The 18,708-nt window shown below is 62.6% G+C and carries 17 protein-coding genes; 6 read left to right on the top strand and 11 right to left on the bottom strand.

Annotation, left to right across the window (positions count from 1 at the left end; all coding sequences use genetic code 11):
• Both AC1MLZ_RS03525 and AC1MLZ_RS03520 read right to left on the bottom strand, forming a co-directional pair.
• Positions 1–657, bottom strand: coding sequence for a cupin domain-containing protein (locus AC1MLZ_RS03525; protein ID WP_480960481.1), 657 nt, complete (start codon positions 655–657; stop codon positions 1–3).
• A 58-nt stretch (positions 658–715) separates the two neighbouring features.
• Positions 716–1,096, bottom strand: a complete 381-nt coding sequence (locus tag AC1MLZ_RS03520; protein ID WP_480960480.1) for a DoxX family protein — start codon at positions 1,094–1,096, stop codon at positions 716–718.
• Positions 1,097–1,509: 413 nt separating this feature from the next.
• Here AC1MLZ_RS03520 and AC1MLZ_RS03515 point away from each other — a divergent pair, with 413 nt between their 5' ends.
• From AC1MLZ_RS03515 to AC1MLZ_RS03500, 4 genes are all read left to right on the top strand, one after another.
• Positions 1,510–2,961, top strand: coding sequence for a bifunctional AfsR/SARP family transcriptional regulator/alpha/beta hydrolase (locus AC1MLZ_RS03515; RefSeq protein ID WP_480960479.1), 1,452 nt, complete (start codon positions 1,510–1,512; stop codon positions 2,959–2,961).
• An 842-nt stretch (positions 2,962–3,803) separates the two neighbouring features.
• Positions 3,804–3,977, top strand: coding sequence for a DUF465 domain-containing protein (locus AC1MLZ_RS03510; protein ID WP_480960478.1), 174 nt, complete (start codon positions 3,804–3,806; stop codon positions 3,975–3,977).
• 92 nt (positions 3,978–4,069) lie between these two features.
• Complete coding sequence (locus tag AC1MLZ_RS03505) at positions 4,070–4,519, top strand: hypothetical protein (RefSeq protein WP_480960477.1); 450 nt, start codon at positions 4,070–4,072, stop codon at positions 4,517–4,519.
• A 98-nt stretch (positions 4,520–4,617) separates the two neighbouring features.
• The gene (locus AC1MLZ_RS03500; protein ID WP_480960476.1) at positions 4,618–5,259 is read left to right on the top strand and encodes a TorF family putative porin; all 642 of its coding nucleotides are present in this window, start codon (positions 4,618–4,620) and stop codon (positions 5,257–5,259) included.
• A 272-nt stretch (positions 5,260–5,531) separates the two neighbouring features.
• Here AC1MLZ_RS03500 and AC1MLZ_RS03495 read toward each other — a convergent pair whose 3' ends face one another.
• A complete protein-coding gene (locus tag AC1MLZ_RS03495) occupies positions 5,532–6,269 on the bottom strand; it encodes a Crp/Fnr family transcriptional regulator (RefSeq protein WP_480960475.1) in 738 nt (245 codons plus the stop codon).
• 279 nt (positions 6,270–6,548) lie between these two features.
• Between AC1MLZ_RS03495 and AC1MLZ_RS03490 the strand changes: the two genes are divergently transcribed.
• Positions 6,549–7,325 (top strand): Crp/Fnr family transcriptional regulator, encoded by a 777-nt coding sequence (locus AC1MLZ_RS03490; protein WP_480960474.1) that lies wholly within the window; start codon positions 6,549–6,551, stop codon positions 7,323–7,325.
• Positions 7,326–7,625: 300 nt separating this feature from the next.
• On the opposite strand, the gene AC1MLZ_RS03485 is transcribed toward AC1MLZ_RS03490, so the two are convergent.
• The 6 genes from AC1MLZ_RS03485 to AC1MLZ_RS03460 all read right to left on the bottom strand — a co-directional run bounded on the left by AC1MLZ_RS03485 (position 7,626) and on the right by AC1MLZ_RS03460 (position 15,445).
• On the bottom strand, positions 7,626–8,339 hold the full coding sequence (locus AC1MLZ_RS03485; RefSeq protein ID WP_480960473.1) for an ABC transporter ATP-binding protein: 714 nt from the start codon (positions 8,337–8,339) through the stop codon (positions 7,626–7,628).
• A gap of 11 nt (positions 8,340–8,350) precedes the next feature.
• Complete coding sequence (locus AC1MLZ_RS03480; protein ID WP_480960472.1) at positions 8,351–9,745, bottom strand: ABC transporter permease subunit; 1,395 nt, start codon at positions 9,743–9,745, stop codon at positions 8,351–8,353.
• Complete coding sequence (locus AC1MLZ_RS03475; RefSeq protein ID WP_480960471.1) at positions 9,742–11,172, bottom strand: DUF3526 domain-containing protein; 1,431 nt, start codon at positions 11,170–11,172, stop codon at positions 9,742–9,744. The genes AC1MLZ_RS03480 and AC1MLZ_RS03475 overlap by 4 nt, the downstream gene beginning before the upstream one ends.
• A gap of 1 nt (position 11,173) precedes the next feature.
• Positions 11,174–13,318 (bottom strand): TonB-dependent siderophore receptor, encoded by a 2,145-nt coding sequence (locus AC1MLZ_RS03470; protein WP_480960470.1) that lies wholly within the window; start codon positions 13,316–13,318, stop codon positions 11,174–11,176.
• 379 nt (positions 13,319–13,697) lie between these two features.
• Positions 13,698–14,330 carry a DUF2490 domain-containing protein gene (locus AC1MLZ_RS03465; protein WP_480960469.1) on the bottom strand — a complete coding sequence of 211 codons (633 nt, stop codon included), beginning with the start codon at positions 14,328–14,330 and terminating at the stop codon, positions 13,698–13,700.
• A 218-nt stretch (positions 14,331–14,548) separates the two neighbouring features.
• Positions 14,549–15,445 carry an AraC family transcriptional regulator gene (locus AC1MLZ_RS03460; RefSeq protein WP_480960468.1) on the bottom strand — a complete coding sequence of 299 codons (897 nt, stop codon included), beginning with the start codon at positions 15,443–15,445 and terminating at the stop codon, positions 14,549–14,551.
• 95 nt (positions 15,446–15,540) lie between these two features.
• Here AC1MLZ_RS03460 and AC1MLZ_RS03455 point away from each other — a divergent pair, with 95 nt between their 5' ends.
• On the top strand, positions 15,541–16,290 hold the full coding sequence (locus AC1MLZ_RS03455; RefSeq protein WP_480960467.1) for an SDR family oxidoreductase: 750 nt from the start codon (positions 15,541–15,543) through the stop codon (positions 16,288–16,290).
• Between the two features lie 197 nt (positions 16,291–16,487).
• Here AC1MLZ_RS03455 and AC1MLZ_RS03450 read toward each other — a convergent pair whose 3' ends face one another.
• Complete coding sequence (locus AC1MLZ_RS03450; protein ID WP_480960466.1) at positions 16,488–17,516, bottom strand: phospholipase C/P1 nuclease family protein; 1,029 nt, start codon at positions 17,514–17,516, stop codon at positions 16,488–16,490.
• 18 nt (positions 17,517–17,534) lie between these two features.
• Complete coding sequence (locus tag AC1MLZ_RS03445; RefSeq protein ID WP_480960465.1) at positions 17,535–18,704, bottom strand: YdcF family protein; 1,170 nt, start codon at positions 18,702–18,704, stop codon at positions 17,535–17,537.
• Between the last annotated feature and the right edge of the window lie 4 nt (positions 18,705–18,708).

Raw genomic sequence — 18,708 nt, 5'->3', positions numbered from 1 at the left:
TCACAGCACAGCCGTCGAAGGAGCAACCGGCCAAAGCCCGGCACCCGCTCCAAACGCTGCGAGCGACTGGTTGCGTTGCGGCGCGTGCGTGGGGGCAGCAGGTGCGTTGCCGAAGCCGGGGTACAGCGGCAGCGCGATTGCTGTCTCTTCAGGCGAGAGGATCTGCATACCGTACTCGGCAGCGACCGCGACGACATGCGCAGGATCCTCCATCTGATACGTCACGGGATCGGTCGGCAACGCCATCGTCGTGGCGGGACTACTCATCCGCAGGAAGAAGCTGTCGAGACTGACGGGCCGTTCTCCCACGGATTGCACCGCAGCCAACGCCCGGAAGTCCGGCGTACGGATGTAGAATGCGTGCGGCTGGCCGCGCGGGATGAATCCCATCTCGCCGGCGTGGAGGCGCAGGATCCGCTCGCCGCAATACAGTTCCATGATGCCGTCGAGCACATAGATGATCTCGTTCTCCCACAGATGGGTGTGTGGCGGTGGCTCGTTGCCCGGCTTGCCGCGATATTCCATGAGCGCAAAGCATCCGCCGGTGTCTGCGCCGGTCGTCAGGAAGCTCATCAGGCCGCCCATGTAGAATTTCGTGGTGTCGAGGGTCGCCGCGCGGGTGAAAGGGGCGGGGATCGTCTGCATCGTAATGGTCATGATGGGTCCTTCGCCGGCACCGACGCGCCGGTATCAACGGTGAAAGGTCGCGGTGGATTCAGGCGCGCAGGGGCAACAGCGCGCGTAGCCGGGGGTCGCGCAGGTACAATCCACCCCACGCCATGATGCCGAGCACCAGGCAGATGATCTGCGGCGGTGAACCGATCTCGCCGAGCCGCAGATGAAGGCAGATGGCGCCGCCAAGGAACCCGCTGAGCAGGATCGCGCCGAGCATTGCCGTATGGGGGATCGCATACAGCACGACGCACGTCATCGTGATCGCTCCAATCACAGGTGACAGCGCGAACGGGAAAGCGCTCGCTTTCATTTCCGCGCGTAACATCGGCAGCGAGACAAGTTGCGCCGCGCCGTCAGCGACCAGCAGACCGATGACGATCGCGCTCAGCGTGCGACCCATCCATTTGGCGAACGGCAGCATACCAGTCGCTGCTGCGGTCGTTTGCCCGCAGGGGCGATCGGTTCGCGCCGCGATGCCACCGAGATCCAGCCAAAACGTCATGGTGATACCCGCCGGGGGAGAGAGCGATCGTCCAAAGCCGTGTTCCATTCGTTGCGCGCTTGCGTCGCGGAGGTTCGAGGATCAGGCTATCGATCGTCATCGTGGAGGTGAGCGGTTGAGCATGCGTGGACATTGCGTGCATCGCCGTGGTAAATATACTTTCACGTCGAGAGGCTGAATCCATCGATCATTCGACAGACTTGACCATCAACATACTGGGTTCATTGACGATAACGTCTGAATCCAGCAGCATTGACCTTCCTGCGTCGAGAAAGACGCGAGCGCTTCTTGCATATCTTCTGATCGCGGATCGCCCCCAGCGTCGCGAACACTTGTGTGATCTCCTGTGGGACGAAGGGCCGGACGACCCACGTGGAGCGTTGCGCTGGTCGCTCAGCAAGTTGCGGCCGATCATCGATCGTGACCGACGTCGCCTCGTCGCGGACCGTGAGGTGGTCGTGATCAACCGCGACGATGTCTCGGTCGATCTCCACCGGGCACACCAGGCGCTCGGCGCGGAGCCGGCGGACGTCGATGCCACGATCGCTGCGCTGGTGGCCTTGCGTGAGCCGCTGTTGGCAGGGCTCGACCTGCCTCGGCATGAGCGGTTTGCGGTCTGGCTTGCCGCTGAGAGGGCAGCAGCCGCGCGGTTGCGCTGCTCACTGCTCCACCGCCACGTCATTTCGACCGCCATGTCGCCGCAGGATCGGCTTCCCTGGGTACGCGAATGGCTGGATGCCGACCCGTTCAACACCGACGCGGCCGCGCAGCTTCAGTCGACGTTGCGGCAACTGGGGCGTCAGGACGATGCCGAGGTGGCGAAACGAAGCTTCGCCAATGCGATCAGCGACGCAGGGCTACCGCCCGTGCAAGCACTACTCCATCCCGCCGCGCTGTTCCCTATCGCAGCAGTCGCTCCCCATGACATGCTGCAACGCCAGAAAATCCAGTTTTGCCAGGCAAACGATGGTGTGCGGCTGGCCTATGCGTGTGTGGGCGACGGACCGCCGCTCGTGAAGGCGGCGAACTGGCTCAACCATCTCGAACTGGATTGGGACGCGCCGATCTGGGCGCCGCTGTTCCAGGAACTGGCACGCGATCATATGTTCGTCCGCTATGACGAGCGCGGCAACGGCATGTCGCAGTGCAAGGTTGCCGACATCAGCTTCGATGCCTTCGTCCGTGATCTCGAGACGGTCGTCGATGCTGCCGGTATCGAGCGCTTCCCTTTGCTCGGCATTTCGCAGGGCTGTGCGGTTGCGATCGAATACGCCGTTCGCCATCCGGAGCGTGTGAGCCACCTGATATTGTGGGGCGGCTATGCGGCGGGGTGGCGGATCGATGCTACGCCCGACGTGATCGAGGAGCGCGAGGCGATCATCACGCTCGTGAGGCAGGGCTGGGGCAGGACCGACGCCGCTTACCGACAGGTGGTGACGGCTACCTTCATGCCCAGCGCTACCCCGGAAGAGCTCGACTGGTTCAATATTTTTCAACGACAGACCGTCGGGGCTTTGAACGCTGCACGATATCTCGAAGTGTTCGCGGATATCGACGTCCGCGGGATACTCAAAGACGTGCAGACGCCGACCCTTGTCATGCATGCCCGCGGCGATCAGCGGATCCCGTTGAGCGTTGGCGGGAAACTGGCGGCCGAGATACCGGGGGCGGAGTTTGTCACGCTGGACAGCGATAATCACCTGCTGCTCGGCCGCGAACCGGCGTCACGCGCGTTCGTCGCCCATGTCCGGCAGTTTCTGTCGACGCCAGTTTCGCTTCGTTAAGCGAGGCCGCTCGGTCGTGTCCAAGGCGCAAGCGACGCTGCCTGAGCGGACCGTTCGTAGACGGGGCCACAGACTGCCAGCAGGCAAAGCGTCGTGCAAAACGCGGTAGCGGCGGTAACGATCATCGCGCGCGCGACACCCGTTCTTGAGGGGAGATGCATATCTGTTTTTCCAAGTCGTAACCGGAGCGTTCGGGGATCCGGCTCAGGGGTTAATGCGCACGCAGCTCCGCGTGGCACCAAGTGGCAATGTCGGGGCGCCGTCGATACGCCCGTCGATCTAGCCGTGGTAACGGGAGTTTATCCCGTGGAAACACCTTGCAGCGGTACCCATCGTGCGATCAAATTCCAGCGAGGATCGCGGATTGGCTACCGATCGAGACTCTTCATCCAGGTAGCGGTACGCGACTGGCGGAAACGGGCCCGAATTTACTGGTCTGCTCAAGGTAAGCCCATGGCGATGCTGCCTGAGGTTACGCAGCCACCGAAGGTCAGATCGAATAAGGCTCGAACTCGAACGGCAATGGCCGCGAGCTCGGGCTAACCGCGTGCGGCGAGTTGGCCGGCGTGGTCGCGAAAACGCTTATGTGTCGCAGGAGCGTACGTGCCAGTAACATCGGGGGGCGCGACGTAATGTCGACGCGTGCGAAATTCCGTCGCAACCATATTGACCTCGACTGCCGAAACCCTAGTTTGAGTAAGCGGGCCGGGCCCCTCTGGCGGTCGTCCTCGGACGAACGTGATGTCGGACCGCATCGGGTTATCTCGATGTCTAGGCCTGGCCTGTTTGCCTGCTTTCATCGCGACTGATCCGATCGTTCAATCGTTGGTTGGAGAGCGGCTTTGCTTATATTTTCCTACAAACTGACCCAGTTGCACGCGCGGCTGGACGAGCAGATTCGCGCCGAGATAAAGCGGCGCGTCCCCAATGCCTTGCGGCTGTTTCGGCTGAAACGGCTGCGTCTCGACGTGAAGGATCGGCTGCGTGCCCGCACGTTACAGCTGCAATTGAACTGAACCGACGCGCCGCAGCGTCGTTATGGAATCATCGTCCGCAAGGATCAGCTTCACCGATCAGAATGAATCGGAATGGCAACAGGAGAACGAATATGGCCTATTTTCTAACCGCGGGTTTGGTGCTTGCCGCCACCGGTGCTGCCCTCGGCATGACCGTGGATCACCAGAACGAGGTGGATCATCGCAGCGGTCCGGTCGCCGTCAAATATCGCGGGGACGTCGTCATCACGCACAAACAGGTGGGCGCGGTTGCACCCGGCGGAAGAGCGTCGTCGCTACGCTGCGACTGGGCGGCAAGCATGTCGGTCGCGCGCCACGCGGTCGCGGCGTCGGGTACCAGGCTGGTGCGCAGCATCGACAGCGAACCCGTGGTCTCGGGCACCCGGCCCGGCTGGTGCGTCGCGAGCCATGGCGCGATCAAGAAGGAGGTCGCGGCAAAGACGGCTGACTTGCAGCAGCATCTGGTAATGCTGGCTCAGGAAGACGAGCGGATGCTGCGTGTCGAGCTCGACCGGATCCACGGTCCGCAGCGCGCTGGATGATCCGGCGCGTTAGATTGGCGGGTGTGCTCGGTGCCGCGAGTTGCGGCCTGATCACGCCTGCGTTTGCACAGGATGCTCGGTCGGTAACCTTGGAGGTGATGAGCGAGGAGGAGCGACGTGGACTGAGCTGGACTGAGGGACGTGCCGCGTTGGGGGGCGATCTGCGTGTCTCGCGCGGGCGGCTGGATGCGTCGGCGCGAACGGTGACGCTTCGGAACAGCGTGCGACACGGCGGGGCCGATGCGGTCGTCGACCTTTCGGTGGGAACCGGCTGGGATCTCGGTGGCGTGCGGATACGCACCGACGCCACCGGCCACGCGTTTGCGGGCGCGCGGGGACGGATGGACTATGTCGAGGCGGGCGTATCGGCAAGCTATGCCTATGGTCCGCTCTACGCCACGATCGGTGTGATCGGTGCGCCGTCGCAGCGTGCGATCGGCGGCAGCAACGTGCATGTCTATGCGAACGCCAATGCCGGTATTCCCGGTACGCCGTTCACGATCCTTGCCGAACTCGGCCACTCGTCCGGCAGCGTCCGCGACCCCGTCCGGGCGGAGCGTCTTCGTCCGGGCGGCAGTTACAGCAACTGGCGTCTCGGTCTCGAACATCGTCGCGACCGTCTGACGATTGGAGTCGATTATATCGGGACCGACGTTTCCCGCATGAGCACCGCCGGCAGGTTTGCCGATCGGCGCAACGCAGGCGACAGGTTGATAGGGCGCGTACAGGTTTCGTTTTGACAGTTTGGTAGCTCGATCGACGTGTCGGTCATGCGGCACTCACAGCACCGGCGTCGGTTTGCCGCTTCGTCCCGCAGCGACTTACGTTTTTCGGATATTGCAGCACATGGCTGAGCGTCGCCTGTTTCAGGACGTTGCGGAGGACGTCGCGGGATGATCGCCGAAGGCATTTTCCTACTTGGTGAACAGCTTCATAGCGTATGGTGAACGAATGGATGAAGTTGGGACGCGCATTCCGGCCATTGAACGACCGGAAGTGGGTCATTCGAAAATTATATCAATTCTCCTGCTCGACCGAAGACGGACGGGTCTCTGGCCTCTGTCCTGTCCAGGTGTAGATACGTCGCGTTGAACTGTGCAAGAGATCTTAGGCGTCCAGGGTTCGTAATAGTCAGCGTTCTGCTACGCAGTTCGATCAACCCATCTTCGCGGAAGCGCTGAAGTACGCGATTGACGTGGGACGGCGTCATTCCGGTAGCATCGGCAAGGTCGGTCTGGGTGATGGGGAAGTCGATAGCGTTGGTCTCGGTTGCCCCACTGACCCGGTAGCGAACCAGCATTTCGTAGAGCAAATGAGCAAGGCGCTCAGTGGCGTCACGCCTGCCTTGGTCGATGATCCGTTCGCGTAGAACCCCAAGGTCCGTCATCGTGCCCCACCACAATGCCTCGGCGATCGGTGAGGCTTCACGCAAGAGCGTCTTCATCTCGCTGGAATGGATCATTGCCGTCGTACTGGCGGTCAGCGTTCCAACCGCATGATCCATTTTTTTCAGTATGAAAATTTCGGCATCGCACAGATCTCCCGGAACCAGAAAGGCCATGATCTGGCGCTCGCCGTCCGGTAGAATTTTGTACCGACAGGCGAGTCCGGTGAGCAGGACATGGCAGTATTCCGAGTGCGCGCCGTCAGCGATGATATCCTCCTGGGCATGAAACTCTCGCTGCTTGAACGCTAATAACGCATCAAGACGGACGCGTTCATCCGCCGTGAACGGGGTGAATTGCTCCATCTTTGTTGCCCAGGGGTTACTCATTGCCGCCTCGATCCGGTGGTGGCGGAATGCCAACTGTTGCTGACGAAACGCACGAGCGGAGCTACTGACGCAACGCATGAGATTTTGGGACGAAAAGGCAATCGTCGGCTTGGGGCCAAGTGCCGAAGCTGGATCAAAAAATTGATCATGGTGTGATCTAGCGCAGGGATTTCCCGCGTAACCTTGTCTAAAACTTTGCGGGCAGCCAAATATTGAACTGCATGGGTTGCGCGTTACCGCAACGGTGTAACCGTCATGCCCGCATTATCAGAAGACATCCTTGCACCAGCTTTGAAAATGCTGGAACGGCGATCCACATTTTCTGAAGTAGACCGCTCAGCATTTCTAGCTCTACCGTTCGTGATCAAGAGCATGTCGCCATCGAACTATATAATACGCGAACAGGACCTGACAAAGAATTGCTGCGTCCTTATTTCGGGCTTTGCCTTTCGAAGTAAGATCGTCGGTAATGGCGGGCGCCAAATCCTGTCCGTTCACATTCCAGGCGAAGTGCTTGATCTCCAGCATGCCTTCCTTGGTATAGCTGACCACAGCATTCAAATGCTGACGGACGGGGATGTTGCCTTTGTCGCAGCTGAGGCCATTCATGACATCGTCGTTGCGCATCCAGTTATCGGTCGGGCCATGTGGCTCGAAACCCTTGCCGAAGGGTCGATCTTCCGGGAGTGGATCGCTAATATCGGACGACGCGATGCCAGGAGCCGCGTCGCGCATCTACTCTGCGAGATTGCCGTCCGCCTGCATGCTGCCGGGTTGATCACCGAAAACCGCTACGAGCTTCCGATGACGCAGGAGCAACTGGGGGACGCTACGGGCCTTACGCCTGTTCACGTCAACCGTACGCTTCAGAAACTGCACAGCGATGGCCTGATTACCCGCGACAAGCGGTCCATTACGATTGAAAACTGGAAGGCGCTGTCCAGTGTCGCGGACTTCAACCCCGCCTACCTGCATCTAGACGATGCGCCTAGATCCGCGATCGCCTCGGGTAAGGGACGTTCCTATGCATGATGCAGTTACCTCCCCGGATCTGGATCAATGCGCTCAGGAGCCTATTCCGTTCCTCAACCACGTTCAAAGTTTTGGCCTCATCGCGCTGACGTAGTCCAAGTGTCTGGAAGTGGGCACGCCGCTCGCGAATGAAAAAGTGGCCGGGATGGGCGCTCCTCGACGCCCGTGGAACGGGCTGAGATAATGTCCTGTTTGATAGACTGCCGTTCGACCCCGCTTTCAGGATGATGCCGAGCACCAATCTTTTCGCGCGGCTGACTTTCGGCATTGGCGTTGCTCTAATCAGCGGGCCGCATCGGGTCAGCCAGCCACTTGTCCCATTTCTTCCAGGTACAGGCTTTCCAGCTCCGATGCGGTGACGTCGGCGGCGTCGATCATACGGCGCAGCTTACCCTGGCGCATCAGGCCGATCCGTGTGCCTACTTCGCGTGCGCGGAACAGGTCGTGGGTTACCATCAGCACAGCAGCGCCCGCGTCACGCTGCCGGACGATCAGCGCGTGGAACTCGGCCGACGCCTGCGGATCGAGGCCCGAGGTCGGCTCGTCCAGCAGCAGCGCGCGCGCGTGCTTGGCGATGGCGAGCGCTACGCCAACCTTCTGGCGCATCCCCTTCGAATAGTTTGACGCGCGACGATCCATCGCGGCCTCGGGTAGTCCCGCTTGCGACAAGCACTGGCGCAGATATCCCGGCGAGCGATCCTCAACTCCCGATAGCGCAGCGAAATATGCAAGGTTCTCGCGACCTGTCAGTTCCCCGAACAACGCGATCTGTTCGGGTACGTAGAGCAGCTTGCGCTTGGTGCCCAAGGGATCGGCGCGGACATCGACGCCATCGACGCGCGCCTCGCCCGACGTCGGCTCGAGAAAGCCGAGGAACAGGTTGATCGTCGTGGTCTTTCCGGCACCGTTGGCGCCGAGCAGGCAGACGATCTCGCCCGGATCGACACGGAGGTCGAGCGCATCGAGCGCGCGGTGAGACCCAAAATGCTTGGTCAGTGCTTTGGCTTCGAGCATCGGCGAGATCCTTAGAGCAGCTTCGACGCGCCGCGCCGCAGGCGGAGCGCGGCGAGCGCAAGCGGCAGAAGCGCGAAGAACGCGAGAGCGAGTATGTCGAGAGCCAGCGGGTGCCCGCGCGACGGCTCGGCAAAGCTGAACCGCAGCAACGGCGCATCATGGTCGGCGAGCGTCATGAGGCGGTCCCGGTCCATCCAGTCGAAGGCGAGGCTGCGCGCATCGCCGGCCAAGGCGCGCGTCTGCGTTTGGAAGGCGAGGGCGCGGCTGGCGTCGGTCCCGGCGATCCGGTCGAGCGCATCTTGCGCAATGATCGCGGGCGAAAGAAAGCGCAGTCCGTCCGCCAGCGCCCGGTGGCGCGTCGCGTCCGCGGCATACGACCGATACAAGGGGCCGAGCCGCGCCTCGCGCTGCTGGATTTCGGCACGTCGATGCCACAGTGTTGCCGGATAAGCGCGAGCGGAATCGGCGGTGGCGGCGGCGCGTGCGGCCGCTTGGTTGGCTGCGCGCACTTCGAGTCCGACGCCGCGCAGCGTGTTGGCATGAGCCATTGCCGAAGGTGGCGGTGCGGCGAGGTCAGCAATCGCGGCACCAGCGGCCGGAAGCAGCATGACGATTGCGAGCCAGGCGGTCCCGCTGGCCAGCGCGGCAGTCGTGGACGCGCGGACGAACAGGTTGATCAGCGTCGTGAGCGTAATCCAGAATATGCCATAGGCCAGCACCACCAGCGCGAGCAGCGATAGGCCGGCGAGATCTCGCGCGCCCAAGGCAACCAGCCACCCCAAGGCGATAAACACCGCCGCGACGAGCAGCGATCCGCCACGGGTCGCCGCGCGCGTCAGGATCAGGCGAGCCGGCCGCACTGGCTGAGCAAGCTGGAAGCGGGCGCTGCCGTTCTCGACGTCGCGCGACCAGAAATCATAGGTCGCGGCGATCAGCAGCAAGGGCAGCAATACGACGAGGACGAAGGCTAGGTCGAACCGGCCCGCCGCGAGCACCGACGGGTTTTCGAGCCCGGTCGCATAGGTATCGAACATCGCATACGGATCACCGAACGGGGTGACATTGGCCGCGGCGGGATATCCCTCCGCCTGTCCTGCCGAAAGCGCTGCGAGCGGCGTGCCGGGCAAGGCGGCACCGTACTGCGCGGCGGTGGCGTAGATCAGATCGAATTTGGGCTGCTCGCCTTTGGCTGTCATCGTCGCGAACCGCTCGCGGCGGGTCGCTCTGACCTCGTCCGCCTCTGAGGCCACTTGGCTGACCATGATCTGGCGCTGGGTCGCCCAGCGCGTGCCGGTCAATGCGGCATAGCCGGCGGCGATCGCGAACAGGACGAGCATCACCCGCATCACCGGGTCGCGCCAGGTGCGGATCCATTCGAGCCGGGCTATTCCCGTGCCGTTGCTCATGTGCTCGTCCTTCCGAGACGACGCGCGGCGGCGAACGCGATCAGCGTGGCACCGACGGCCCAGCCTGCCAGGATCGCAAGGTCGATCCAGTGTCGCGCCAGCGCCTCGCGCAACTCCTGCGGCCGGCTCCCGAACTTCGTGTCGCGCGTGACCGCCGCGACATCGGTCATATACGGCCCCGCGCCACCCACTGCCTGGTGGATCAGCGCGCGATTGAGCTGCTGGACAAGCGTGTAGCGGAAGTCGTCGGCCTGCTCGAGAAAGCGCCGATGTGCGTGCTGGTCGCTCTGCGCCATCGCGGCGGACCAAGGACGAACGGCTTGATAGGGACTGAGTATCGCGAAGGCGCGCTGGATCGCCGCCTGCCGATCATAACCATCGTATAGTGCCGCGAAATGACGGCGGTAGATCGCGCTCGACAGTGCCTCGCCGTGAAACAACGCGATCCCGTTGAAATCGAACGGAAGATCTTCGAGCTTGGTCACGCCGTAGCGGCGCATCGTATCGTGCCGCAGCCGATCCAGCCGCGCATCGCGAGGATCGTGTCCGCTTGGCCCTTCCATCACTTCGCGCGTGACAGACGCCTCGAACGCCGGGCCGGAGAGCGTCGGTGCGGTGGCCTCGGCGATCGATGGCGCAATGCGCGGCACGAACAAGGTCGCCAACGCCCAGAACGCGAGCATCGCCACCAGCGACGTGCGCGCGGAGGCGAATGCGGCCGAGGCCGCGAGCGTCAGCGCGGCGAAGGCGAACAGGTACAGCCCATAGCCGAGCATCATCAACAGCAGCGGCGCGAACTGGCCCGCCATGCCGCCGGCGAACTCCAATGCGCCGAGGCTCGCCGCCGTCGCGACGACGAGCAGCAGAAGGACCGCAACCGCGAGGCCCGCGAGCCGTCCGGCCATCAGCGCGCTGGGTGCGGCCCCGGCAGCAAGTTCCTGACGTAGCAGCCCGCGCGCGCGTTCACCTGAGAAGGTGGCGAAACCGGCCAGGATAATCAGTAGCGGGGCCAGCACCTGGAGCATCGTCGCCGGACTAAGTCCCCCGAAGCGGGTAAGCGCGGTGCCGCCGTCGATCGCGCGGTTGCGCGCCGGGTTGTTGGCATGTGCCTCGAGCCGGAGCGAAGTGCCGAGCTGGGGCAGCAGGCCCGGATCGATCACTGCGAGCGGCAACAGCGGCTTGAACACATAGCGACCGAAATGCGCGGCGCTATGCGGGTTGGCCGCGCCTTGGCTCGCCCAAACCCGCGCCTCATCAGCTTGCGCCGCATGTCGTTCGGCATTGCGCGCACCCTGTAGCGCCGCGCCCGTTATCGAGACGGTGCACAGGACCAGCAACAGCGCCAAGCCCAATAATGCGAGCCGCCGGTCGCGCACCAACAGCCGCCACTGGTGCCTCGCGACAACGGAGACGAGCCCCCCGGACATTCTAGTAGCTAGCCCGTAGCGTCAGCAGGACGTTACGCGGCTCGCCGTAGAAGTTGTACGTGTTGATCGAGCCGACGCGCTGATAGTAAACCTTGTCTAAGAGATTGTTGGCGGACACGAACGCGCGCAGGTTTTGGCTGAAACGCCAGCCAAGTTGCGCGCCGGCTATGGCGAATGCCGCCTGCTCGCGCAGGCCCGCCGTACCGCCGGCGATGACACCGCTTTGTCCGTTCAGGCTGGCTGCGACGAATGCACCGCCCAGCGCAGCCGGTTCGTAACGCGCATAGAATTTATACTGGTGACGCGGCGTATTGAGATCGAACGTCGCGCCGGTCTGTGCGGCTGTCCCCACGTCATACTCGGTCTTGACGTTGGTGTAGCTGGCGGTGAGATCGAGCCCCGGAATGGGCGTACCCGTCACTTCGAACTCGAACCCTTCGATGCGTACCACGCCGGCCTGAACGGAAAAGCCGGGGTTTGCGGTGTCCGCAAGCGCGCGGTTCTTGTCCTTGCTGCGGAACACCGCTGCCGTGGCATTGAGCTTGCCATCGAGGAAGCGGCCTTTGAGCCCTGCCTCATATTGCTCGCCGATGCGCGGATCGAGCGGCGTGTTGTCGCTGCGGAGCTGCGTCTGCGGGTTGAAGATGTCGGAATAGCTTCCGTACAGCGTGACGTTGTCGGCAAGGTGCAGCACCGCGCCCACGCTCGGGGTCAGTTTGCCGCGGACGCGCGAGTTCTGCGTGACGGTCCACGGAGTGGGAACCGACGGTGCGATAGTGCGGCTTTTGTTGGTATAGTCGCTTATCCGCCCGCCCAGCACGATCGTGAGCGGGTCAAGCGGACGCAACCGCAATTGGCCGTGGAAACCGCTTTGCCGCAGATCGGTTTCGCTGCCGCTGGTAAATGCGCCCGGCGTGTACGGGATCGCATCCGGATTATAGATCGAGTATCTGCCCTGCGACATCTGGGTGCGCGCGAGCGAGGTCGAGGTCCGCTGGTCGTAGCTGTAGCCGATCGCCAATTCCTGCTCGCCGCCGAACACCGTGAATGGGCCGGTGGCATAGGCGTCCAGCGCGCGCTTGCCATTCTCCACCTCGCTGCGCCGATTGACGTAAACTGCGGTCAGCGTGACAGGGTCGACGCCGGTGCCGGGCATGACGAATGCATCCACCCAGTTGCGCGGAATGACTCGATCGACCGCGCGCACCACGAGCGACCAGGCACCGATCCGCTGCTTAACTTCCCCGGCATATTCGGTCATCGTGTCCGCGAAACTATTCCAGTTAGGAAGATGTTGGAAATCGCGCGGAAAGTTTAGAAACTGACCGGTAAGGGGATGGGGCTTCCCGTCGGTCAGGAGCCCGTAGGCCGGTTGCCCGCTCATGGGCGTATCCGCCTTGTTATCCTGATACGTCACCGACCCGCCGATCGTCGTCGTCGGCGTCAGATCATAATCGATCGCGCCGTAAGCGAGCATGCGGCGCGTGTGCGACTTCGCCTGGAAGTAATCGCGATCGATCAAGCTGGCGACGGCGCGGACCCGCAACCGTCCCGCCGCATCGACCGGGCCGCCGATGTCGAATTCGCCCCGATAATTGTTCCACGATCCTGCCGAAAGCGCGCCGGACACCGCAAACTTCTCAAGCCCGCGCTTGCGGATCAGATTGATCGTGCCGCCGGGCGATCCCGAACCGCGAAACAAGCCGGTTGGCCCGCGCTGGATCTCCAGCCGTTCGTATATGGCGAGATCGAATTCGGGCACGCCCGAGGAAAAGGTCGAGGGAATGCCGTCATAGGCATAATCGAGTACGAAGCCGCGCGCGCGGTAATCGGGATAAGAGCCGTCGAACGGCATTACCGTAACGCCCGTCACCTGCTGCAAAGCATCGCCGATGGTGAACATGTTGCGATCCTCGATCTGCTGTCGGGTAACGACGCTTACCGATTGTGGGATCTCGATCAGCGGTGTCGGGCTCTTGCCCGCGACCGTTGCTTCTGCAGGAGCGTAGCTGTCGTCATCGCGGATGCCGGTAACGACGATGTCGGAACGGCGCTGAGCCGTCTCCTCCGTCGTCTGGGCAAAAGCGGGCATGGCGAAACATGGCAGGCCTATGATCAGGCCAGCCCAGATGGACGTACGGTTCAACAAATCCCCCCTCGGAACGTTGCGATATAATATATCGTCTTGCCTATGGGCAGTTTGTGCGTTGCGCAAGGGGGTGCTTGCGACGGTTCAGAATGGATCGGCTCAATTGGATTGAGAGAGGCGTGCCAAGGCTCGCGCGCGCTCGTAAGGCAAACCTTTAGAAAGGTGGTGATTTTTGACAGGGCCACCCCGCGATGTCGCTACTGGCGGGCTTCAGGAACCTCTATCGTGCTACGTTAACAAATGTCCGATTCCGGCAAGCCCAAGACGTCTTTTGAGTGTTTGGAATTGAGTCTTGATCGTAACATTTGCGCGGTATGCGCCACCGGCCGACTAACTCGGTGGGACGAATCGGTTACCATTTCCTTTTTGACGGTAGCTAATCGTGCAGTCCTGCGACGCCCATTGTCCCAAGGTTCACGGTGAACTGCACGTTTAAAGCGTGATCCATTTGTCCACGCGCGCCGCCTCGAGCGGGGCGATATTGGTTGAGATACCCGACATCTGCGCTGACAGCTTTCGTAAGCGGGAAGGCCAAACCGACATTATTGCGCATCCGCTCGTAACCGGCGCGTTGGCCCCAACTTGTACTGTTTGGCAGGATGAAACTCTCGTGACTGGCGAACAGTGCGACGTGATCTGGCCCCAGCGGCAGATTGTAGCGAAACAGCGGGCGAATTCTGAAACCTACTTCGGATCCTCTGGGATTAAACCGTTCGTCGAGGCGTAGGCGTCCTGCGAAGCGACCGTGTGTAAAGATGGCTTGCTGTCGCAAGCGCTCCTCGTCGGCTCCGGTATTGCCGTTGTAGAAGCCTACGTGGCGATATCCAAAACCGAGCTCGACCCCGTTTGCCACTCGGTACCCGAGAAGCACGCCGAACTCAGTCGTGTAGAGTCCGTCCTGGCGATCGCTGGTGCGCGCGATCTCTTCTAACGTTACCCGCAGTTTCGAAGCGACCGGGATAACAAGGTTCAGTTGCTCCCAAGCCTGCACATCCTGTGTCTGCGCCAACCCAGGTGTGGCAACGAGCAGCGACGGTATAGCCAGGAGAGATGCGGCGCGTGGCATGGGACGTTGATTGACACGCCTTTAGATCGGCAGGCAAGAGATCGACAGGGATCTCAAGGAATGTTCCGATTCCGCGCGAGCATCGCCGGGCGCGCTGGCCTGTGGCATGGCGGTGCCAGCGTGTACCGGTCTGTGAGGAGCAACTGCAATTGGAGCGCTCGTCAGGCGGCTGCGCGCGCGAACCTGCCTGGCGGGCAGCCGAGCCGCTTTCGAAATGCAGTGCTGAACGCACTTGCTGATTCATACCCAATCTCCTCGGCAATATGCTCGAGCGACTTGGTGCCTCGCACCAGCGCATCCTTCGCAATCGCCATTCGCCAACGCGCGATATATTCGATAGGCGCGCAGCCCAGGATTTCACCAAAGCGGACCGAGAATGCCGAGCGCGACATACCGGCTATACTGGCGAGTCCGGCAACGGTCCAATGGCTGCGGACATCGGTGTGAACGGCCTGAAGCACCCGCGCGAGCGCTGGATCGCGCATCCCGTTAAGCAGGCCTTGCGGGGCCGGCTGACTGCCTGAGCTGCGCCAGCGTAGCGCCTCCACGAGGAGCATTTCGAGCATCCGTTTGAGAACGAGTGCCTTGCCGGGATAATCGCTCGAGCATTCTTCTGAAAGCATCTCGATCAGCAGACCCAGGCGCCCGGCCTTCTCGGACGCCGGAACATGGATGCGATCGGACAGCAGCGAGACGAGCAACGGGGCGTTCACCTGCTCGAACACGAAGCTGCCGCCGAGTGCCACAAAATCGGGGTCACCCTCCTGATCGCCATGACGCACGGGTTCGGCGACCGGCTCGACGGGGTTGCAGGAGGCACCGGGCGCGCTCGCGAGCGAGAAGGGAGGGGTGGTTGGCAGGAGGAGGAAGTCACCTCGACTGAGGCAGAGTGGCTCCTGCCCATCCAGGGTCAGCCATGCCTCCCCCGCGAGCACGATCGTAAACCCCGGAGCGTCATGGGCCGCGTATCGCACTCCCCATTCGCCTTTGCCCGAAATGGGTTTCGAGACGGCGGCGCTGGGCTGTAGCAATGTGATCAGGTCGCTGAGGGGATCCATATATGGACGATCCGTAATTAATTATGGAGCATCTATTATGGATCGTATCTCGCCTTGTGTCTATCTCGCTGGCAACGACACCAAGGAGATCGACCATGACCGAGACCATTCTGATCACCGGCACCTCTTCGGGCTACGGCAAGGCCATAGCCGAGCATTTTCTCGTGAACGGCTGGAACGTGATCGCCACCATGCGGCATCCAGAAGCTGCATCGTTCGAGGGCGAGACGGGTCGGCTCCGGGTTCTGCCGCTCGATGTCACGGACGAGGCGAGCATCGCAGAGTTGATGGCGGCGGCTGGGCCGATCGACGTGCTCGTCAACAATGCGGGTGTCGGCGCGGTCGGTGCTTTTGAAGTGACCCCGATGGCGCTGGTACGACAGCTCATCGAGACCAACATGATCGGCGTCATGGCGATGTGCCAAGCCGTCATTCCGCAGATGCGGGCGCGCCGTTCCGGTACGATCGTGAACGTGACATCGAGCGTTACACTCGGCCAATTTCCGCTTGCCGCCGCCTATACCGCGAGCAAGCAGGCGATCGAAGGATTTACCGGTTCGCTGGCGCACGAGCTTGCCTATTTTGGCATCCGCGCAAAGCTGGTCGAGCCGGGCTACGCGCCCACGACACGCTTTGGCGCCAACGCCATCATCCCGTTCGACCAGCTCATCCCGGGTAAATATGCGGATTTTGCGAAACCGATCATGGAAGCATTTGCCAAGCCTACGCTGACGACGACGGAGACTGATGTCGCTTTGGGCATCTGGGACGCCGTCCACGATACCGAAGGTCGGCTTCGGTTCCCCGCGGGTCCGGACGCCGTGGCGCTAGCCCAGGCTGGATGATCGAGAATCCGTGGCGGCTCCACTGGGCCGGCGCGGATTATCTTTTCATGTAATTGGCTGCAGCCTCGACCTGAATAGATGTCCGAAGCCGGGGAGTGAGTGGAGTGTGCTGAACGTCCGCAACTGGGTCCTTGCGATTGAGTAAGACCGATCGACTCATCACAAACGATTATAGTGATCCGCGAAAGCGGCAAAGCCTAGTCCTGACCCGTATCCATAATCGTGTCTCGCTGCGGCAAGTCAGGCGCCGACCCCGTTTCGGAATTGAACCGGGGGTTCGCGAAATCGATCGGCGAGGGGTGAACTTCCGCAGGTGCGGTGGCGCTTTCCGTCCACGCACGGCAGAGCATGTCGCGAAGCATCGCTGCACCCGCCGTAGTTTGCGTGTAGATGAGCGCGCGCACGTCCTTGTCCGCAAAATCAGCGAAGCCGTTGCGCTTTTCCAGGGAATAGACGCGCTCCATCTTGTCGCCGGCGTCGTCGAGAAAGGCGAGGACCCCGTCGAACATGTCGCCCTCGCGGTGGCTTGGCGCCCCGATCCGCGGCGCGATGTCGGACGCGGTCAGTTTCATCCCGTCGACGAACCGACTTTCGAACCGGCCGTGGATCGATCGGTCTGTGGTGTAGCCCTTGGGGTTGGGCCCGCGCCAGCCATCGCTGTTGACCGAGTCATGCAAAGGCTGCGCGCCATCGCCGATATAATGACCCAAGCGAATGACATCGAAGGCGCAGTGTTGCTCGGCCAATGCGGCGTCCCGGCCGGCCGCCTTCGCGGCGCGAACGTCGCGCATGCAGACGACGATCCGCTCATAGGCTTCGATCGCGGCATAGGGCAGCGTGCCGGTCCAGCGCACGTTGGTACGCGCCGCGGTGGCGGGGTCGGTGCGCTTGATCTTCTCGTGCTGTTTGAAGACCGCGATGACGAATTCGTAGCGCGATCGGGGTATCGGTTTCAGGAACGTGAACTGCTCGCGGAACCAGCCATGGTTCGGATCCTCCTCGATCTTCGAGAAGTTCTCGGACGAACCGCGCCACGCATCGGGCAGCGAGGCCGATCCGGCGATATAGTCGACATGACGCCGCAGGAAGACCGGGCCGTCGTCGGGGATCGCCTCGATCGCCGCGCGGTCGATCACGGCATGTGCGGTGCCACCCCATGCCAGCGCCGAGGACGACATCCAGGATACGGCAAGAGCGGCGATCGTGGCTAACAGGGCAGGGCGCATCACAGGCTCCAGACGGGATCAGGGATCGAGGGGATCGCGCGGATCGACGCGCAGCGACAGGGGCGAAGGCCGGAACTCGAGCTCGGTCGGCGACAATCGCCTTCCGACCTGCCCGGGAGCATAGCCCAACTCGGTCAGGTTGCGCTGTACGAATGCGGCGCTGCCGATCGTCTCGCTCTGGCCCGGATTGCAGACGATCAGCGTATCACGGTCGAGCGGCGCGCCCAGCGTGGCGAGCACGCGGGTCGCGTTGCGCAGGTTGGTCGTGGTGTGCCGCGCATAAGGCTCGATGACGATCGCGTCCGCCGGTACGCCGTAGCGTTCGATCAGCGCGGCGCGCATCTGCTCCGCTTCGGTGAACCGGGTGGCGCGGGGATGTGCGCGTCCGCCGGTCACGATGATCAGCGCGATGTCGCCCCGCGCGAACCGATCCGCGGCGAGGCGGATGTGGTATTTACCGAACGGGCTGAGCGCAGTGTCGGGAGTCTCTGGGCCAACCCCGGTGACGATCATCGCGCTGTAGCGCCACCGCTTCCAGTCGAGCGACCGCGCCCGCTTTGTTGCCGCCGCGTTCAGCCCGCCGGTCAGCGGATCGAAGCCGATCGCATCGGTTCGGTCGCTGGCGTCCAGCAGCGCGAGAGCGAAGTCCACGCTCGGGTCGAGCGCCTGTACCGACAGCGCACGAGGCGTGCGGGACAGCCAGTCGGCGGCTTGCAATCGCGCACGCGTCTCCAACGGATCGATCGGCCCGGCCCCATCGATCTGTGAATATCGCGCCACCTGACCAAGACCGAAGGTACGGAGGACCACGTTGATCCCCTCGATCTCCCGCTTGGCCTGCGCCGAAGCGCCGTCGTCGGTGGACGAGATGCCTTCCGGCACTGCATCGGCGAGGATCGCGGACTCGGACGGCGTCCAGATCAGCGCCTGCGCGATGCAGGCCAAATCGTCGGCACAGGCCGTCCGCCGTGCTGAGCGCGCCGCCAGCATGGCCGCGACACCGGGTCTCGCTTTCACCCGCTCGATAGCGCCCTGATCTGCGCCGATCGCGTCGAGCAGCGGGAACAGCCGATGCGACAAGGCGCCGATGACGCGGTCGCCGACCGGCTTGGCCACTGCCTGCGCGATCACCGGCTCGGCGCCTACAGGCACGCTCGCAAAGCCGACGATCGCCGTGGCAAGAGCCAAGCCG

The sequence above is a fragment of the Sphingomonas sp. PEI4 genome, assembly GCF_056679955.1.
The sequence above is the reverse complement of the archived record's forward strand: the minus strand, read 5'-3'. Positions and strand labels throughout refer to the sequence as shown.